At 62.4% G+C, this 18867-nt stretch carries 15 protein-coding genes and 1 pseudogene; 8 read left to right on the top strand and 8 right to left on the bottom strand.

Annotated features, from left to right (window positions below; genetic code table 11):
- Nucleotides 1–178: 178 nt before the first annotated feature.
- The 4 genes from rfbD to rfbB are packed head-to-tail and all read right to left on the bottom strand — an operon-like array spanning nucleotide 179 to nucleotide 3587.
- A complete protein-coding gene (gene rfbD / locus ABB22_RS11270) occupies nucleotides 179–1078 on the bottom strand; it encodes a dTDP-4-dehydrorhamnose reductase (RefSeq protein WP_057505231.1) in 900 nt (299 codons plus the stop codon).
- The gene (gene rfbC, locus ABB22_RS11275; RefSeq protein ID WP_057505232.1) at nucleotides 1075–1632 is read right to left on the bottom strand and encodes a dTDP-4-dehydrorhamnose 3,5-epimerase; all 558 of its coding nucleotides are present in this window, start codon (nucleotides 1630–1632) and stop codon (nucleotides 1075–1077) included. Before rfbC ends, rfbD begins: the two co-directional genes overlap by 4 nt.
- Nucleotides 1629–2516 (bottom strand): glucose-1-phosphate thymidylyltransferase RfbA, encoded by an 888-nt coding sequence (gene rfbA, locus ABB22_RS11280; protein WP_057505233.1) that lies wholly within the window; start codon nucleotides 2514–2516, stop codon nucleotides 1629–1631. The genes rfbC and rfbA overlap by 4 nt, the downstream gene beginning before the upstream one ends.
- Nucleotides 2517–2531: 15 nt before the next feature.
- Nucleotides 2532–3587, bottom strand: coding sequence for a dTDP-glucose 4,6-dehydratase (rfbB, locus tag ABB22_RS11285; protein ID WP_057505234.1), 1056 nt, complete (start codon nucleotides 3585–3587; stop codon nucleotides 2532–2534).
- Nucleotides 3588–4315: 728 nt separating this feature from the next.
- Between rfbB and ABB22_RS18760 the strand changes: the two genes are divergently transcribed.
- The 8 genes and pseudogenes from ABB22_RS18760 (at nucleotide 4316) to ABB22_RS11325 (ending at nucleotide 10812) form a co-directional block, all read left to right on the top strand.
- Complete coding sequence (locus ABB22_RS18760) at nucleotides 4316–5149, top strand: hypothetical protein (RefSeq protein ID WP_244481343.1); 834 nt, start codon at nucleotides 4316–4318, stop codon at nucleotides 5147–5149.
- Nucleotides 5076–5270, top strand: a pseudogene (locus ABB22_RS18765) (SNF2-related protein); the annotation flags it as partial. The gene ABB22_RS18760 and the pseudogene ABB22_RS18765, both read left to right, overlap by 74 nt.
- Nucleotides 5271–5669: 399 nt before the next feature.
- On the top strand, nucleotides 5670–6416 hold the full coding sequence (locus ABB22_RS11300; RefSeq protein WP_057505237.1) for an electron transfer flavoprotein subunit beta/FixA family protein: 747 nt from the start codon (nucleotides 5670–5672) through the stop codon (nucleotides 6414–6416).
- Nucleotides 6416–7354: an electron transfer flavoprotein subunit alpha/FixB family protein gene (locus ABB22_RS11305; protein WP_057505238.1), complete on the top strand. Its 939-nt coding sequence runs from the start codon at nucleotides 6416–6418 to the stop codon at nucleotides 7352–7354. Before ABB22_RS11300 ends, ABB22_RS11305 begins: the two co-directional genes overlap by 1 nt.
- A gap of 56 nt (nucleotides 7355–7410) precedes the next feature.
- Entirely contained in the window at nucleotides 7411–8514 is a 1104-nt protein-coding gene (locus ABB22_RS11310) for a DegT/DnrJ/EryC1/StrS family aminotransferase (protein WP_057505239.1), read from the top strand.
- A complete protein-coding gene (locus tag ABB22_RS11315) occupies nucleotides 8511–9458 on the top strand; it encodes a glycosyltransferase family 2 protein (RefSeq protein WP_244481341.1) in 948 nt (315 codons plus the stop codon). The genes ABB22_RS11310 and ABB22_RS11315 overlap by 4 nt, the downstream gene beginning before the upstream one ends.
- On the top strand, nucleotides 9455–10399 hold the full coding sequence (locus ABB22_RS11320; protein ID WP_057505241.1) for a WxcM-like domain-containing protein: 945 nt from the start codon (nucleotides 9455–9457) through the stop codon (nucleotides 10397–10399). The genes ABB22_RS11315 and ABB22_RS11320 overlap by 4 nt, the downstream gene beginning before the upstream one ends.
- Nucleotides 10396–10812 (top strand): GtrA family protein, encoded by a 417-nt coding sequence (locus tag ABB22_RS11325; protein ID WP_211264514.1) that lies wholly within the window; start codon nucleotides 10396–10398, stop codon nucleotides 10810–10812. Before ABB22_RS11320 ends, ABB22_RS11325 begins: the two co-directional genes overlap by 4 nt.
- A gap of 330 nt (nucleotides 10813–11142) precedes the next feature.
- On the opposite strand, the gene ABB22_RS11330 is transcribed toward ABB22_RS11325, so the two are convergent.
- From ABB22_RS11330 to ABB22_RS11340, 4 genes are all read right to left on the bottom strand, one after another.
- The gene (locus ABB22_RS11330; RefSeq protein ID WP_152984149.1) at nucleotides 11143–13293 is read right to left on the bottom strand and encodes a glycosyltransferase family protein; all 2151 of its coding nucleotides are present in this window, start codon (nucleotides 13291–13293) and stop codon (nucleotides 11143–11145) included.
- A gap of 19 nt (nucleotides 13294–13312) precedes the next feature.
- On the bottom strand, nucleotides 13313–15244 hold the full coding sequence (locus ABB22_RS11335; RefSeq protein WP_152984150.1) for a hypothetical protein: 1932 nt from the start codon (nucleotides 15242–15244) through the stop codon (nucleotides 13313–13315).
- Between the two features lie 252 nt (nucleotides 15245–15496).
- Nucleotides 15497–15928: a hypothetical protein gene (locus ABB22_RS18210; RefSeq protein ID WP_152984151.1), complete on the bottom strand. Its 432-nt coding sequence runs from the start codon at nucleotides 15926–15928 to the stop codon at nucleotides 15497–15499.
- A gap of 129 nt (nucleotides 15929–16057) precedes the next feature.
- On the bottom strand, nucleotides 16058–18867 hold a 2810-nt coding region (locus ABB22_RS11340), incomplete at its 5' end, for a glycosyltransferase (RefSeq protein WP_244481342.1).

Consider the following 18867-nt stretch of genomic DNA (forward strand, 5'->3'; position numbering starts at 1 on the left):
CCCTCGCCGGGTAGCAGGGCCGCCCCCCGGAAGGATTGGCCGGGAATGCTCCAGCGGGGCGACGCCCCGCTCTACAGCGGCATCTTCCTGCACGGAGCGGCTTTGCCGATCTTCGCGAAGGACTGAAAAAATCCCGGCCAATGGCCGGGATTTTCGTTCGTGCCCGCAGCGATCCGTGTCAGCCGGCCGCGATCTCCGCCATCACCCGCTCCAGACCGTCCTGCCAGGAGGGCAATGCGATGCCGAAGTCCTGTTGCAGCCTGCGGTTATCCAGCACCGACCAGGCCGGCCGCTTCGCCGGCGTCGGGTACTCCGAGCTGGGAATGGCTTCCACCGCCGGGGCCTTCGCCAGCACGCCGGTGGCCAGCGCCTCGGCGAAGATCGCTTCGGCGAAGCCATGCCAGCTGGTCTGCCCCGACGCGGTCAAATGCCAGGTCCCGGACAGGCCGCCCGGATGCCGCAGCGCCTGTGCGGTGACATCGGCGATCAATGCCGCCGGCGTCGGCGTGCCGATCTGGTCGGCCACCACGCGCAGCTGGTCGCGCTCGGCGCCCACGCGCAGCATGGTGCGCAGGAAATTGCTGCCATGCGCGGCATACACCCACGCGGTGCGGAAGATCAGATGGCGCCCTCCCGCAGCGCGCACCGCCTCTTCGCCATCGCGCTTGCTGCTGCCGTACACGCCCAGCGGCGCGGTCGGCGCGTCCTCGCGGTAGGGTGCGTTGCCCTGCCCGTCGAAGACGTAGTCGGTGGAGTAATGCACCAGTGGCACGCCATGGGCGGCGCACCAGCGCGCGATCGCGCCGGGGGCTTCGGCATTGGCGCGGAACGCCGCTTCCGGCTCCTGCTCGGCGCGATCCACCGCGGTATAGGCCGCGGCATTGACCACCACCGAGGGCTGAACGTGGTCCAGCAGCGCGGCCAAGCTGCCGGGCCTGTCGAAATCGGCCACCTCGCAGGCGCTGCCATCGGGCAGGGTGCCGCTGCGGGTGGTCGCCACGACCCGGCCCAGCGGCGCCAGCGCGCGCAGCAGCTCACGACCGACCTGGCCGTTGCCGCCGAACACCAGCACCGTCATGGAACGTATACCGGCAACCGGTCCTCGGCGATGTCCTTCAGAAACGGGACATTCTCGTCTTTGGCCGACAACGTGGGCACACTGATCGGCCAGTCGACGGCGATGTCGGCATCGTTCCAGCGCACGCCGGCATCGGCCTCCCTCACGTACACGTCCGTGCACATGTAACTGAACACCGCACGCTCGGACAGCACGGCGAAGCCATGCGCAAAGCCTTCCGGGATCCAGAACTGGCGATGGTTCTCGCCGCTGAGCAGCACCGCTTCCCAGCGCCCGAAGGTCGGCGAGCCGCGGCGGATGTCCACGGCCACGTCGTAGACCTCGCCTTCGAGCACGCTCACCAGCTTGCCCTGCGGCCGCGGCCACTGGTAATGCAGGCCGCGCAGCACGCCCTTGACCGAGGTGGAGACATTGCTCTGCACGAACTTCGTCGGCAGCCCATGTTCGGCGAAACGCTCGGCGTTCCAGGTCTCGAAGAACATGCCACGCGCATCGCCGAACACCGCCGGCTCGATCACCATGCAACCCGGCAGGGACGTTCCAGTCACTCTCACGGAACAACGCCCCGCTGCAACAGCTTCTGCAGGTACTGGCCGTAGCCGTTCTTCAGCAGCGGCGCGGCCAGCGCCTCCAGTTCGGCGGCATCGATCCAGCCCTGCCCATAGGCGATTTCCTCGGGGCAGCAGACCTGCAGGCCCTGGCGGGTCTGGATTGTCTCGATGAAGTTGGACGCCTCCAGCAGCGACTGGTGGGTGCCGGTGTCGAGCCAGGCGTAGCCACGCCCCAGCTGCTCCAGGTACAGCGCGCCCGCATCCAGGTAGCGCTTGTTGAGGTCGGTGATCTCCAGCTCGCCGCGCGGCGAGGGCTTGAGCTCCGCGGCATGGTCGCTGGCGGTGCCGTCGTAGAAATACAGGCCGGTGACCGCATAGTTGGAACGCGGATTCTCCGGCTTCTCGACCAGGCCGACGACCTTGCCGCCCTGGTCGAACTCGGCCACGCCGTAGCGCTCCGGATCGTTGACCCAATAGCCGAACACGGTCGCGCCGGCATCGCGGGCGTCGGCGCGCTTGAGCGTGGCGCGCAGGCCATGGCCGTGGAAGATGTTGTCGCCCAGCACGAGGCAGCTGGGTTTGCCGGCGACGAAGTCGCGGCCGATCAGGTAGGCCTGGGCCAGTCCGTCGGGGCTGGGCTGGACCGCGTACTGGATGTCCATGCCCCACTGCGAACCGTCGCCCAGCAACGCCTGGAACAGGGCCTGCTCATGCGGCGTGTTGATGATCAGCACCTCGCGGATACCCGCCATCATCAGCACGCTGAGCGGGTAGTAGATCATCGGCTTGTCGTATACCGGCAGCAGCTGCTTGCTGACGCCCTTGGTGATCGGATACAGGCGCGTGCCGGAACCTCCGGCGAGGATGATGCCTTTGCGTTGGGTCATGTCGTCTCCGAAGATTCAGGCGGCGGTGCCGATGCGCTGCAGGCGATAGCTGCCATCCAGCACGCCGTCGACCCATTCCTGGTTGTCCAGGTACCAGTCCACGGTGAAGGCGATGCCCTGTTCGAAGGTATGGGCCGGCTCCCAGCCCAGTTCGTCCTTCAGCTTGGAGGCGTCGATCGCATAGCGGCGGTCATGGCCGGGGCGATCGGTCACATGGGTGATCTGGCTGCTGCGCGGCTGGCCGTCCTCGCGCGGACGACGCTGGTCCAACAGCGCGCAGATCGCCTGCACCACTTCGATGTTCTGCCTTTCCGAGTCGCCGCCGACGTTGTAGGTCTCGCCCACCCGGCCCTTGGCCAGCACGGTGCGGATCGCCTCGCAGTGATCGGCGACGAACAGCCAGTCGCGCACCTGTTTGCCATCGCCATAGACCGGCAGCGGCTCGCCGGCCAGCGCCTTGGCGATCACCAGCGGAATGAGCTTTTCCGGGAAGTGGTACGGGCCATAGTTGTTGGAGCAGTTGGTGGTCAGCACCGGCAGCCCATAGGTGTGGTGGAACGCGCGCACCAGGTGATCGGAGGCGGCCTTGGACGCCGAGTACGGCGAATTCGGCGCATAAGGCGTGGTTTCGGTGAACTTGCCGGTCTCGCCCAGCGTGCCGTAGACCTCGTCGGTGGAGACATGCAGGAAGCGGAAGGCCTCGCCCTTCGCCGCCGGCAACGCCTTCCAGTAGTCGCGCACCGCTTCGAGCAGGCCCAGCGTCCCGACCACGTTGGTCTGGATGAAGGCGCCGGGACCGTCGATCGAGCGGTCCACGTGGCTCTCGGCGGCGAAGTTCAGCACCGCGTCGGGCTGGTGTTCGGCCATCAGGCGCTCGACCAGGCCGCGGTCGCCGATATCGCCCTGCACGAAGACGTGCGCCGGATTGCCCTCCAGGCCCGCCAGCGTGCGCAGGTTGCCTGCATAGGTCAGGGCATCGAGGTTGACGACCTTGATGCCGCGGGCGACCGCCTCCAGCACGAAATTGCCGCCGATGAAGCCGGCACCGCCGGTCACTAGCCAGGTGGGCACTATTTGTTCTCCTGTTGGAATCACATCCAGGCAGGCCATTCCCGGCGCTGCCAATCCTCCGCCCAGCATACAACGACGGGAGTATTTCCTGCTTCTGCCCCCTCGCCGCCCCCGGGCAATGAGAAGCACGTCCCCGATAGACCTGCCCCTCCACCGCAACCAACCCTCCATTTACCTTGACGGCAATTTTAATGCCGACGACATCCTGTGCTGACTGGATGAGCTGACGCTTAAAAAGGGCCGCAACTACGTCACGCAGGTGCGCCATCCGGCTCTGGCGGGGGGCCAGCTCACAGCTGACGTCCAGGGACGCCAGCGCCGGCATTACACCGTATCGATCGACTTTGCCGCCAACACCCGCACATCACGCAGCAGACTGCGAAACCAGTGCAGCTGCCCGATGGGGGCAGACGGCAATCATGTCACGGCAACGCTGTTGGCCGTATTGGAACAAGCGCCGGCTGATCCCGTGCCCGGGCAGCCACGACCGGAACTGCGCGCATCCCTGTCCCGCTGACACGAGCATCAATCCGCCCCCCCGTGCCCGACAGGCACGGCGCCAGCAAAGTCCTGGCCTATGTCCTGTCAGCGCACCGGTATCGGTCCGATATCCATGTCTACCAGACTGCGCTGAAAGCCGACGACTCGATCGCCTTCGAAAAACTGCTGGCACCGGCCCCGACCTGATTTTCGACCCGCCCAATTACATCACCCCGCATGACATCGCCGTGCTGCTGCAACTGTGGATATTCCGGCAAGACAGGCAGGCCGCTGATCGCATCGAGCTGGCCTCCCTTCTGGAACTGATCATCGCCGCCGGCCGCGGCTGGGTACACACCCCCACGATGGCCAAAAGGCTTCCTGCTCGCGCCGGCCCATTGCGTACCTCCCTTCTGGCATGGGAGGAGCTGGCGGGCGAAGCCGGCGCCCTGATCGCCCCGGCACTCCACATCGAAGGGGGCGCCGAAGGCATGGTGATGGGCCACTCGGCCTGCTGCCTCGATCCGGACACCGGCAAAGTGGGGTCACTGGAACTGCCTGTTGCCGCGGAAGAAGTCCATACATTCCTGGGGCGCCGGCGTTGCAGGCCTGCGAACGCCAGCTGGTCACATATGCCCTGCGGCAGATCAACCCGGATCTGCCGACACCGACCACACCTACGCCCGAAGCGCCAGCGCAGGCCGTGCCGGTTCTGCTCCTTCACAGCAGCAGTGTTCTGTCCAGCCAAATGGGCGCACATGCCATCTCCCGCCCTGTGCGACTTGGCCACGCTGGCCTGGCGATATGGCGATCACCTGCTCGCCGATGGCGACCTGTCGCTGTTCACCACCGATACCGATGGTCAGTCCTGCTTGCTGCCTCGCAATATCCGCCATGAAGCAGACTATCGACAGCAACTGCAGAGCGCCGGCCTGCCAAGCCTACGTCTACCATCTGCTGATCCTGGACGAAACCCAGCAGGTCAAGAACCCCAAGAGCCGCGCCGCCATCGGCCTGCGCACGCTCCACAGCCACCACCGCCTATGCCTGAGCGGCACCCCGCTGGAGAACCATCTGGGTGAACTGTGGACCCATTTCGAGTTCCTGCTGCCGGGACTACTGGGCGACGAAAAAACCTTCAACCAGCATTGGCACCACCCCATTGAGTGCGGCGGCCACACCTTGCGCGCGCACCTGCTCGCCCGGCGCCTGCACCCATTCATCCCGCGCCGGCGCAAGCAGGACGTGGCCCGTGAACTGCCTGTTTTCCCAGTTCACGACCATGCTGACCCTGATCTCCGGAATGCTGGGCAAGCATGGAGGACATCGTTGCCCTGCAGGCGCGCAAGGCCGCCTTGGCCAACGCCATCCTCGACGGTGGCGGCAATACCGCCCTCCGTTTCTCCGCCGAAGATCTGGATGCCCTGCTGGCCCCTTGCCTCCGGCCGAAGGAGCATCCGACAAAGGTGCGCGTCGACGTCGGGGCGAATGAGCCGGCGCATCGCCATACGCATTCGCACGGAACTCTCCCTCCCGCTAGAATCGGGGCTTTCCTCCGTCCGGCATGGCGCCGGCCCCTGCAACCGAAGGATCCCGCAGCACATGAAAATCCTCGTCGCGTACAAGCGCGTGGTGGACTACAACGTCCGCATTCAGGTCAAGCCGGATGGTTCCGGCGTGGTCACCGATGGCGTCAAGCTCTCGCCGAACCCGTTCGATGAAATCGCCCTGGAAGAAGCCCTGCGCCTGCGCGACAAGGGCATCGCCAGCGAGGTCGTGGTCGCCACCATCGCCCCGGCCGACGCCCAGGCACACCTGCGCAACGGCCTGGCCATGGGCGCCAACCGCGCCATCCACGTGGTCACCGACCAGGCCATCCAGCCGCTGACCGCCGCGCGTGCGCTGCTCAAGCTGGTGGAGAAGGAGCAGCCGGACCTGGTCATCCTCGGCAAGCAGGCCATCGACGACGACGCCAACCAGACCGGCCAGATGCTGGCCACGTTGTGGACGCGCCCGCAGGCCACCTTCGCCTCCAAGGTCGAGATCGAAGGCGGCAAGGCCACGGTCACCCGCGAAGTCGACGCCGGCCTGGAAACGCTGGAAGTGGACCTGCCGGCGGTGATCACCACCGACCTGCGCCTGAACGAGCCGCGCTTCATCAAGCTGCCGGACATCATGAAGGCCAAGGCCAAGCCGCTGGAGACCCTGCAGCTGGCCGACCTGGGCGTCGAAGCCGCCGATACGTTCAAGACCACCCACTACGCCGCCCCGGCCAAGCGCAGCAAGGGCGTGATGGTGAAGGACGCCGCCGAACTGGTGGCCGCACTCAAGCAGAAGGGGTTGCTGTAATGGCCAAGATTCTCGTCATCGCCGAACACCTGGACGGCAAGCTCAACAGCGCCGTCGCCAAGACCGTCTCGGCTGCCGCCGCCATCGGCGGCGACATCGACGTCCTCGTGCTGGCCGCCGACCCGGCCGCCATCGCCGCGCAGGCCGCGCAGATCGCCGGCGTCGGCAAGGTGCTGACCGTCGCCAACCCGGCCAACGAACACGCCGTGGCGCAGGTGCAGGCCCCGCAGATCGCCAAGGCCGCCACCGGCTACAGCCACGTGTTCGGCGCGTCGACCACCACCGGCAAGGACCTGATGCCGGCCGTGGCCGCGCTGCTGGGCGTCAACCAGGTCTCGGACCTGATGGCCGTCGAAGGTCCGCACACCTTCAAGCGCCCGATCTACGCCGGCAACGCCATCATCACCGTCGAGGTGCCCGCCGACCAGGTGGTCGTGGCTACCGTGCGCGCCGCCTCCTGGCCGGAAGCGGCCAAGGGCAACAACGCCGCGGTCGAAGCGATCAGCGTCGACGCCACCCTGCCCTCGCACACCCGCTTCGTCGGCCTGGCCGCCGGCAAGAGCGACCGCCCGGACCTGCAGAGCGCCAAGCGCGTGGTCTCCGGCGGCCGCGGCGTGGGCTCGGAAGAGAACTTCAAGGTGATCTACCAGCTGGCCGACAAGCTCGGCGCCGCCGTGGGCGCCTCGCGCGCCGCGGTCGATGCCGGCTACGTGCCCAGCGACATGCAGGTCGGCCAGACCGGCAAGATCATCGCCCCGGAACTGTATGTCGCCGTCGGCATCTCCGGCGCCATCCAGCACCTGACCGGCATCAAGGACGCCGGCACCATCGTCGCCATCAACAAGGACGGCGATGCGCCGATCTTCGAGGTGGCCGACATCGGGCTGGTCGGCGATCTGTTCGCCATCCTGCCGGAACTGGAAGCGGCGCTTGGCTAAGCCCCTTCCGACAGCTTAGAGTGTCGCCCTGATAATCCAGTGGATATGGAATCCCAATGACCGCCATTGTTCCGGTGAATGCGCTTGCCCGCCACATCTCCCCCTTGGCAAGTGCATTGAGCAGTGCAGCCGTAGAAGTGATTGAGAGCGGCTACTACGTGCTCGGCCCCAATGTAAAAGCATTCGAATCGGAATTCGCCACATGGTGCGGCGCCTCCGAGTGCGTAAGTGTTGCCAATGGCACCGAGGCACTGGAACTGGGACTGCGCAGCCTGGGCGTAAAGCAGGGCTCGTCGGTGGCTGTGGTCGCCAATGCGGCGATGTACGGAACCACCGCCGTACTTGCCTGCGGCGCGGAACCTGTGTTTGTCGATATCGATCCATCGACCTGCACCATTGACCCTGCCGCACTCGATGAAGCAGCAAGCCGGCAATCCATCGATGTGGTCATCGTGACGCATCTATATGGCAGGCTCGCTGACATGTCCGCGATCATGGCGCTTGCGGATAAGCATGGTTTCGCCGTGTTCGAAGACTGCGCGCAGGCGCATGGCGCAAAGGACCACTCAGGCCGCAAAGCCGGGACTTTCGGCAAGGCCGCAAGCTTCAGCTTCTATCCGACGAAGAATCTGGGAGCTCTGGGTGATGGCGGCGCGATCATCACCAACTGCGCCGAGACGGCCGAGACCCTGAGACAACTGCGGCAGTACGGCTGGACTTCCAAGTACCGCAATGAGTTGGCTGGCGGCCGGAACAGCCGGCTTGATGAATTGCAGGCGGCATTTCTGAGGATCATGCTGCCACTGTTGGAAGGATGGAATGACCGCCGCCGGGAAATCGCCAACCGCTACTCCGACGAGATCCATCATCCTGACATCAAGGTTCCAGCTCGCGGAGGCGACGACTTTGTTGCCCATCTGTATGTGGTGCACACCGATGACCGCGCAGGCCTGCAGAAGCATCTATCCGGGGCGCACGTCGCAAGCGAGGTGCATTATCCGATACCGGATTACAGGCAACCCATCTTCGGCAACGAGTTCCAGGGGATCTCGCTTCCCTGGACCGAAGCTTCATGCAATGCCGTGGTGACGCTCCCCTGTTTTCCCGAACTGACCGACGACGAAGTATCGCGCGTGATCGAGGCTTGCAACGGGTGGTGAAGCCTCGTTACTCAATCGTCATTCCCGTCTACAAGAACGAAGATTCCATTCCTTCGTTGCTTGTGGCACTGGAACAGCTGTCGGAACAGCTCGACGACACGCTTGAAATCGTATTCGTTGTCGATGGCAGTCCAGACAGGAGCTTCGCGAAACTTGAGCACGGCCTGAGAGACAGCAGCTTCCAATCCCGCCTTGTATTGCTTTCCAGAAACTTCGGTGCGTTCGCGGCAATCCGCTGCGGGCTGGCCGAGGCTACTGGAGAATATATCGGCGTAATGGCCGCCGATCTGCAGGAACCACCATCACTGATGCTGGATTTTTTTGCGTCACTGACCAGCAAGCCCCTTGATGTCGTATTCGGCCAGCGTCTCGCACGCCAGGACCCAGGCCTCAGCAAGCTTGCCTCGCACCTCTTCTGGGCCACCTATCGCAGGCTGGTCCAGCCTGACGTACCGGAAGGCGGCGTTGATGTATTCGCCCTCACCGCAGCGTTCCGCGACAGGCTGATAGCACTCAATGAAGCGAACAGCAGCCTGCTGGGCCTGCTGTTCTGGCTCGGTGGCCGCAGAGAGTTCGTCGGCTACGGCCGGCTCGAGCGCGAACATGGCAAAAGCGCATGGACACTCAGGAAAAAAATCACTTATCTGCTGGACAGTGTTTTCGCTTTCTCCGACCTGCCGGTAAGGATCCTGATGGCTGCCGGCCTGCTTGGACTCGGCGTCGCCTCGGCCCTCGGTCTGATGGTATTGGCAGCACGTCTTCTTGGCGTATACGAAGTTCCAGGCTATGCCGGATCCATGCTGGCTATACTGTTCTTCGGTGCACTGAACACATTCGGCATCGGCATTGTCGGGAACTATGCGTGGCGCGCCTATGAGAACACAAAGCAGCGCCCACTGAACATCATCTCCCTGCGCCTCGAATTCCCCGGAGCAAGAACTTGAATTACTTCGTCCATGAAAGGGCACTCTGCGAATCCGCGAATATCGGCGAGAACACACGGATATGGGCATTCGCCCATGTTCTTCCCGGAGCGCAGATCGGCGCCGGCTGCAACATATGTGACGGCGTGTTCATAGAGGATGATGTGGTTGTCGGCGACAACGTCACCGTCAAATGTGGCGTTCAGCTCTGGAATGGCGTGACTCTGGAAAGCAACGTCTTCGTCGGTCCGAACGCCACATTCACGAACGACATCCGACCGCGCAGCAAGGTATATCCGGAAGCCTTTCTACGCACCGTGATAGAGCAGGGAGCGAGCATCGGCGCCAATGCAACCATTCTTCCCGGAGTGAGGATCGGCCGTAACGCGATGATCGGCGCCGGAGCCGTCGTTACCCGTTCGGTTCCGCCCAACGCCATCGTGGTCGGCAACCCCGCAAAAATCATCGGCTATGCGGATGCGGGCACGGGTGTTGGTTCCAGCGAGAAGGATGCGCCCGTTTCGGCGACGCCGGGGATTCGTACATGCTCGGTACGGGGTGTGCAGCTGCATACCTTCAATGCGATTCCGGACATGCGCGGGAGCCTGTCCGTTGGCGAGTTCGAGCGTGAAATCCCGTTCTCGCCCAAGCGCTATTTCCTCGTCTACGATGTACCTACTGCAGAAACCCGTGGCGAGCACGCGCACTTCAACTGCCACCAGTTCCTGATCGCCGTGAAGGGTTCGGTCCATGTCGTTGCCGACGACGGCAGCAGGCGCGAGGAGTTCGTACTGGATCGACCCAACCTCGGCCTGTATCTGCCGTCCATGACCTGGGGCATTCAATACAAGTACTCCGAAGATGCCGTACTACTGGTCTTCGCCTCCGATTTCTATGACGCCGATGACTACATCCGCCGTTATGATGCCTTCCTTGACGAGATCAGAAAGGTCGGCGGGTGATCACCCAAGTGTTTCAGCGCGTGCGCTCCGCCATTGCCGCCTCGAGCTTCCTGCGATTCCTCGTTTCCGGCGGACTGAATACCGCCATTACCTACCTCATCTATCTTCTTCTACTGCAGAGCTTTGGCTACCGCATAGCCTATTCGGCAGCGTACGCATTCGGAATCGTATTCGCATATCTGATAAACCGGATATTCGTTTTCCGGACCCATGCCGGGCTGCGCTCAATGCTTCTTTTCCCACTGGTTTATGTTGCCCAGTATCTGTCCAGCATGGCTGTTTTGTGGACATGGATCGAGCGGCTGCACCTCCCTGCGCGCTTGGGGCCCTTGGTCGTAGTCGCGATCACCGTTCCGCTTACCTATCTGCTCTCACGCTTCGTATTCACCCGGAAGAAGGCTTTACTCCCCTGATCCACCGCGGGTGAGGCAGGCAAGCATATGGCGGACCAGATGATGGATGCCGTCATTCAGGCAATCTCCAGAAACTCGCCGGCAGGTTGCCTGCGGCAGACGTCACTGGCACCGCCTTGGCCAAGGCGCGCGGAGAAAGTATCCAGAGAGCCCTCGCTCCGCGTACGGGCAGCCGCCGCAATGACGCCTGCCCACTACTGCTCGGCCCGTACCCGACCGTCGACCGGCACTGACGCTTCAGTGCCCCCTGCTCCGCGTCGATGATGGGAACTGGTCAAACCAGCTCCCCGCTCCAACTACACCCCATCGCTCGCGGCGCATGCACGCACACTACGCACCATCCGCTGCTTTCTTCCGTCGGAATGCCAGCCATCCTCCCAGCAAGGCAATCAGCACCCCCAAGACATAGCACAGATAACCCGGGACATTGGATGGCCCGACGAATTCAAGATTTACCGTCCATTTTCCAGGGGGAATCGACCAGGTCCGCAACGATTGTGAGGTGGCCTCGACTTCCACGGGAGTACCGCAGCGACCGGTAGTGTCACACAGTCGCAGACGCCAGCCCGGCCACGCGATTTCATTCTCGATCACGCGTACTCCGCGCACGGTCTCGACGAGGTAAACAACCGACTCCGCCGAATATTTCCGGAAAGACACCTTCACGCCCGTCGAATCGCCGACCGCCGGCGCCGTCGCCAGCGCTTCGTCAAGCAGGGGAACGGTATCACCCCCCACTGCCGGAATAACCAGCAACTGCTGCGGGTGACTGACAAACGCCAACAGCGCCCCTCCTCCTTCGCCGTACAGAGAACTCAACAGCAACTGATGCGGCTTCGACAGCCGGAGATTGTCGTAGCCAAATACACAATAGCGGTGCGAATAATAGCAATGATTATAGTGGGAGCTATCACGCAGGGTAATCGCATCCTGAAGGTTGCCACCGACCACCGCGCGCGCCGGACGCCGCTCTATCACCAGCGGCTGTCTGCCACTCGTGAAATCGCTGAAATGCCCCCCGAAAGACTGCATCTCTACATCGCTGTTCCACGCGGGTCGCCATGTCAGTGGCTGGGAGCGGTGGTACATATAACCGTTGGTTGCAGTCACCACGATTAGAGCTATCGCCCAGATACCACTCACCATCCTGCCTCGTGGCCGTGCCGACGACAGCGCGATTACGACCAGCGCCAGTGCCAGTACCACCGCCCCTGTGGCCAGGGCGAGAACCAACGACGCCCCATCAAAGCCATGGAAAACCCCCGCCAGTACAGCTGCCGTAAAAACCAGCAGCATCACGGCGGAACGCACAAGGGCGCTCTGCATCGGGACACTTCCCGACAACAGGCGCTGCCATCCACTGGCCGAAGCAAGTATCAATCCAAGATGGATGACAGGCCTCCAGTCGGCCAACGGGAATCGACTGACCCCTCCGCCGGGCAACAGGTGCAGAAATTCGGGAACATGCGGAACAAGCATGCAGAACACCAACCCGAATACCGTCATTGCCAGCCCGAACCGCGCTAAGGGCTCACGCGGCGTCAGCCAGCAGATTCCCCAGAAGACCGTCAGCGGCAACCAGAGGCTGCGCATGGTTGGATCGCCAGGCACTGCATCCGACAGATAGGGCAGAAGAAATGTAAACAGCGCCATGTTGCCCACCGGCGGCGGGTCGAACGACTCGCGCTGCAAGCCGACAGCGCCGTTGAGCAGAAATGGCATCCATTTTGGCATCGCCATCAGCAGGCCGCACAGGACGGCACAGCTCAGCAGGACGAGGTAGCGCCGTCGTCCCACTGGATCCTTGCATTGCCATGTCTGCAGCAATACCCACACGGCAGATGCATAGGCAAAGGATACGATTGCCCCGGGATAGGCACACACCAGAAGCTGGGAAAGAATCAATGCTGCGGCGGGTATGCCCCACCATTTCCGGGTCAGAAATTCCGGATGCAATGCAAGAATCAACCACGGAAACCAGGCCGCAGCACGCACGATATCCACATGCTGCTGATTAGAGAAGAACGTAGCGCCGTAGTGGTATGCAATCCCGGCAAACAGCGCAACGGCCAGCGGGCTCCCCAGGCGCCGCAGCAGCAGGCAGCAACCAACCGCGCCGAAAAGCACATGCAGCGCCTGGAACACAGTCGCCACATGGACTGAATACTCAACCCCCAGCGCGTGGAGCAGCGTCAGTGGCAAATACCAACCGCCTGCCTGGATCGCAAGAAAAGCAGGAAAACCCAGATTGGTCCACGGCAGCCAGCTGGCCGGAGCCGTAACTCCTCCGATGTCGTACCAACCAAAGCTCTGCGCGTGGTATCCACCGAGAAAGTCCCATGGAAACGTCGCGCGGCCGGAATAATGCCGCTTGAACGTGACGTAATTGAACAGCGCCAACACCAGTACCGGCATCGCGCCCAGCCACAGCAGGCGCAGCCAGCGCGGGTACACCCTGCTTCCAGTCTTCGTAGAATTCATAAAAATTCACCGGCACCGATCATCTGGGGCGGACAACTCCGACATAGGGCACAAAAAACGGGCCTGAACTGCCGTCATGCGCCGTTACATAGATTTCGGCCGATGCCGAGCCTGCCGGTGGGTCCAGAAGCATGGTGAACAATCGTGGAGCCTGTTCCGGTGCGACGACCTTGATCTGCGCTGCGACCAGGTCAGATTTTTCGTCCAGCCAATTGACCTGCAAACGCATACCTGCGGGACCTGCCTCTCCTGTCGAATAGGCCTCATACGCGATCACGGCACCTTCGATATCGGCAACCGGCACACGCAAGGTCCCCACCCGACCACCTGATATCTCGACGTCGGTTTCCGCGGCAGGCGCGGCCCCCTGCCACGCCCAGCCATTCCAGCCATTGTCCGTCCCCCCCAGTGCACGCGAGCCGTCGATCATGTCCAGCGTTGGATGAACCAGCAGTGGCAACACAGATCCGGGAACGACATACAGCCGAGTCGGTGCTCGTACGCCATCGGCATATGCCAGCGCAAAGTCGTAGGCATCCAGGGATGCACGATTCAATGCACTCCGTGGATCGAGGCATGGCAACGTCTTCAAATTGATCCAGCAGAACACGTCGCCATTGGTCACATCATTTCCCTGCAGGGCATTGCCGCCAAGAACCCATTCCAGGTCGCCATCAGCGATGCCGAGAACCAGCCCTCGTTTCCCCAGTGGCGCGGCGCCATGCATCGCCGCCGCCAGCTTTCCGGCGGCATGCGATGCCTTCACATTGTAAATCCCATCGTAACTGCGCATCGAAAGATGGAAGGCACTGACCCCAAGCAGGGAAATTAGCAGCATGTTCCGCAACAAGGAGGTCGGAATGGACAACACGAAAAGTGCGGCAAAAGCACTGACCGGGAACATCCACCGACCATCGGCCTTCTCAGCCCCCGGCAGGCTGGAAATGGCGACCGTGGCCACGATCATCCCCAGCAGGACGATGCTGATGAACAGCGACCGTGGCCTCCACGCGGCCCTGGATCTGATCAGCGTCGATATCCAGAGGAAAGCAAGAACCACTGCGAAGCCATACCCGGCCAGCCTTCCTTCCCGGGTAGCTGCGTTGAAGTATCCCGTGAACCACTCCAGACCGTAATTCGTACCCAGCAATACATTGGACAGAAAATGGAGAAATGTCCTGATGTTGCCCATTCCCACGGAAACCGTCTGACCGGCCGTACCGGTCATCACCGAGAATGTCGAGAGCCACTTCGTGGCCAGCACGAACATGGAAAGCGGCACAGTCCAGACGAGCACTCCCGCCAGCGCAAGCAACCGCCGCTCCCGGGCAGGGCGCGAACGGTCAAACAGTGCCAGGAGCACTCCCGCGGAGCCCAGCACGAAGAGGCCAGCGACATACGTCTCGTACACGAAAATAGTGAGCACCCCCATGCCGATATATACGGCGCAGCCCGCGACTGAAATCCGCTGCGCGAATACAAGCCCGCACAGGCAGGAAACCGTCCCCAGAAACAGCGCCAGCCCCCAAGTCCCGATGATTCCCGAAAGATAATCATGGTAAAGAACCATGCCAAAGCGGGAAATCAGGACGCATGCGGCTGCCGCCATGGCCACCGGTACACTGGCCGCAAGGTATCTGCGTCCGAGGATGAAGACCAGACTTGCGGCCGACCACATGCCAAGAAAATTCAGAATGGCGGCAACATATCGGGGAGCCTGCCACCAGGTCAGCAATGCCCAGATTCCATTGAAGATGAACCTGGGCTTGTATTCGTTTATCCGGAAAAAGGCTTCCGGAAGCGAGGAGCTGGTCTTTGCAACGAAGAACGGAAAGAGCTCGTCACCAAAATACGCGGATTGATAGCCGAACAACGTCAGCAACAGCGCAAAGCCGCCCATCAGCGCCAGTTGGAAGGCGAGACCTGATCGAACCAACATTGAATCATTCATGATTGATGCTTCCTACTCCTTGAACGGTCCGTCCCTGCATATACAGCGGCGTCATGGGCAATCGCTCCACGTCCCGGATGCGCGTGTCATCCACAGTGGACCGGCCGATCAAGCCCCCAGGAACGGAAGGCAGCGGAGCATCGACGGCGTTCGCAGCCACCATGGACTCAATTCGTCCGTCTCGTCGAAAACCACCCCGGATGGGCCTTCCGACCCACCCGGGATACCTCCATCAGCTCGATGGCCGCAACCTTACTGGCACGGAACCTCGTCGAGAACCACCTCGGCCAGCGCCGCGGAATCCGCACCATTGACCAGCTGGATTTTCGTGCCTTTCACCGCCCAAGGACCGCTCTTGTCCTGCCCCACCGCTCCGGCAGCCAGCCAGAGCTTGGGAGCTTCACCCGGCGACACCCAGAATATCTGGACGCCTTCGGTACGCCCAGTCGCATTCCAACTGACATCAAGCGCAACCCCACCATTCGCAACCGCACAGCCATCAACAGCACCCGGCGACACCTTCAGCATGCCGGCGGGGTCTTCAAGCGAAGCCGGCAGCTCGCGCTTCGGGGCTGCCGCAGCTGCAGGAGCCGCCTCCCCTGCAGGCACGGGCTCGCGGGAACAACCCGCCGCAAGACAGATGACAGAAACGACCCCGAGCGACAGCAGATATTCACGAACCATACAAGCACCTATCACATGACCTGGATTATTTGAAAAAGCATCATCATGAACATCGACGATGCCACCGTCCGCACATCACCATGAAACGAAAAACATCTGGAGAAAACCGACTCATCGCCACGACAGCCATCACCCACGCACATCGAACTCCAATGCCCTGGAAAGAATGTTCCAGACCGCCATCCGTGAATAATTCGCCGCAATGAAATCCCTGGAACGACCAGAAACATCGGCCCAGTGAGCGGAATCCCTGACAAGACGGACCACATGTTCCGCCAGCGACGGGGCATCGTCGCCAAAGCACATGAAATCCGACGCTCCCGCCAACCCCTGCATGCCGGTACTGGTGGTGACACATGGCACACCGAACCGCAGACTCTCGAGAACCTTGCCCTTCACCCCGCCACCAAAACGCAGCGGGGCGACTGAAACCAGCGAAGAGCAATAATATTCGGCCAATCGCTCATCACTGACGTAGCCGGTGACCTCGACATCATCCCCCGCCAGTTCCCACACACTCGGATGTGGATTCGAACCCACCAATGTCAGCTTGATTCCCGGCAGTTCACGGCGCACCAGCGGAAATATCTCCCGGACGAACCAGCATGCCGCATCGACATTGGGCGGATGCGCAAAACCGGCGACAAACAATATCCCCTGCCGATCCGCCGGCGGAGACAGCAGCTCGCCCGGAACCGGCTCATACGCATACAGAGGAATCGTCTCCGCCGTTGCCGGCGCCGGCCCGTTCACCGCCAGCCAGTCCCGGACATGAGCCGTTTCGCTGGCCGACGGATAGAGAATGACGTCCGACTTCCGCCACATTTCGTATTCGAAATCACGGATACGCTCCATCTCCGCTTCCAGCGCCGCATCAGGCAGAAGCTTCATCTGCTCCTGCATCCGCAGGTGATGCACATCGTGTCCGTAATAGACGACTCTCGCACGGCTATGCTGATGGACCGCGTCGATCAGATTCACCGACACATGCGGGCGATTTAGTATGACCGCATCGAGATACCGGCCGTTCTCGCGGATCCATGAATCAAAGCGGCCCACATGCTCTCCGCCGTGCAGGACTTCGACACCGATCCGCTGCAACTGCGGCGCATAATCCGGGTCGTAATAGAGGTTTTCCGGCCAGAACGATACCTGGACGCCTTCACTGACCAGCAACTGGATCACCTGCCAGGTCGCACGCGAGCCGGCATCACGATCCGGCTGCGGCACGTAATGATCAACGACCAGAACATGCCTGCGCCCCCGCGAACGATCCCGCGCCAGAAACACACTGTCCGCATTGGGGAAATGCTGGCTACGCAGGACATCCATCCAGCGCTCCAGGAATTTCTCGCGATTGACCGCCTGGTAGGCCTTGATCCCGCTGCCTTCGTCGGTGCCGTTGGAGACGCCCTCGTAATGCACCACCACTGACGCCGGCTGCATGTAGACCTGATAGCCCGCGGCACGCACCCGGAAGGCGATGTCGGTATCTTCGTAATAAGCCGGGATGTAATGCTCGTCAAAGCCCCCCAGCTCATCCCAGAGCGTACGCGGTAACATGATCGAAGCGCCGGAGACATAGTCCACCGTCTTCAGATAGCCGTAGATCGCGCGCGACGGGTCATCCAGCCGGCCGAAATTCCAGGCACTCCCATCGTTCCAGACGATACCGCCGGCCTCCTGCAGGCGCCCGTCCGGGTAGACCAGTTTCGATCCCACCAGGCCCGCATCCGGCTTCTGCTCGAACACCTCCAGCAATGCCTCCAGCCAGCCCGGCATGACCTGCGTATCGTTGTTCAACAGGCAGATGTACTGCCCGCGCGCCAGCTTCACCGCGGCATTGCAGGACAGCAGGAAACCCAGATTCCGCGGATGTTCGTGGTAACGCAGGCCGGGCACCCCGGCCAGACAGGCGATATCCGGGTCGCCGGACGCGTCTTCGGCAACAATGATTTCGTAGGCAACGCCAGGCCCCACGCTTTCCACGATCGAACGCACCGCGGCGGCGGTGTACCCCAGATTGCCGTATGCCGGGATGACGATCGAGGCCACGGGATGCTCGAACACCGGCACCACCAGCCCGGCCACCGCCGCATGCGGCTCCTGCGCTTCCGGATGTTCCACGGCCAGATGAAGCGGCTGCGCCGCTTCCACCGCATGGGCGCGACGCATCAGCCAACCCTTGACCGGTGCGCGCAACGGGCTCAGCAACCGGCTGCGTGCGACCGCCGAGCCCTGCAGAGACTCCAGGACGTTGCCCCATTCGCCGCGGAGTACCCGACCCGCAAACCGCAGCGGCCGGGTCCAGGCCCACGAACGCGATGCAAGCACCTGCGACAATTGTCCGCTGAGCTCGCGGCTGACTTGCCGCGCATCCTCCAGCTCCCGGAGCAGGTACTCCCTCTGGTCCAACTGCTCCGCGCGCTGGCTGCTGACTTCCACCGTGATCGCATCCAGCGAACCACGCGCGGAATTCAGCTGTTCCTGCAACTCGCGCCGCATTCGCACCAGCTCCTCCTGGATATCCCGCCCCCACTGCTCCATTTCCAGCTCCTGGATCTGCTTCTCCCGTGCCAATGCCTGGAGCGCGCGCTCGGCGCCCTCCACCTTGGCTTCCAGGTCAGTCCTGTTCCTTTCGGATTCGGTTTGCAATTGCTGGTACGAGGTGCCCGATTCCATCAGCGCCCGCTCCAGCTCCCGTATCCGTTCCCCTTGTACGTGATGACCTTGCTGTAGATCGGCATGAGCGGTGTGCAACGACACCAATTCAGCATCCAGCGATCGCGCCCAGTTTACCTGTTCTTCATGCTTATGCTGCAATCCCGCATGCATGCCCTGCAACGCGGACAACTCCTGGTCCAGGGACTGCGCCCAACCCACCCGCTCGTCGTATTCCGACTGCAGCCGGGCATGGGTGTCCCGCAGCACCGACAACT

It is taken from the genome of Stenotrophomonas nitritireducens, from assembly GCF_001431425.1.
GTDB classification, from domain to species: domain Bacteria; phylum Pseudomonadota; class Gammaproteobacteria; order Xanthomonadales; family Xanthomonadaceae; genus Stenotrophomonas; species Stenotrophomonas nitritireducens.

Excerpts from the sequence above, each read along its gene's own strand:
- rfbD (WP_057505231.1), bottom strand. The coding sequence starts at position 1,078 with ATGACGGTGCTGGTGTTCGGCGGCAACGGCCAGGTCGGTCGTGAGCTG.
- rfbA (WP_057505233.1), bottom strand. The coding sequence starts at position 2,516 with ATGACCCAACGCAAAGGCATCATCCTCGCCGGAGGTTCCGGCACGCGC.
- ABB22_RS11300 (WP_057505237.1), top strand. The coding sequence starts at position 5,670 with ATGAAAATCCTCGTCGCGTACAAGCGCGTGGTGGACTACAACGTCCGC.
- ABB22_RS11305 (WP_057505238.1), top strand. The coding sequence starts at position 6,416 with ATGGCCAAGATTCTCGTCATCGCCGAACACCTGGACGGCAAGCTCAAC.
- ABB22_RS11310 (WP_057505239.1), top strand. The coding sequence starts at position 7,411 with ATGACCGCCATTGTTCCGGTGAATGCGCTTGCCCGCCACATCTCCCCC.
- ABB22_RS11330 (WP_152984149.1), bottom strand. The coding sequence starts at position 13,293 with ATGAATTCTACGAAGACTGGAAGCAGGGTGTACCCGCGCTGGCTGCGC.
- ABB22_RS11335 (WP_152984150.1), bottom strand. The coding sequence starts at position 15,244 with ATGAATGATTCAATGTTGGTTCGATCAGGTCTCGCCTTCCAACTGGCG.
- ABB22_RS18210 (WP_152984151.1), bottom strand. The coding sequence starts at position 15,928 with ATGGTTCGTGAATATCTGCTGTCGCTCGGGGTCGTTTCTGTCATCTGT.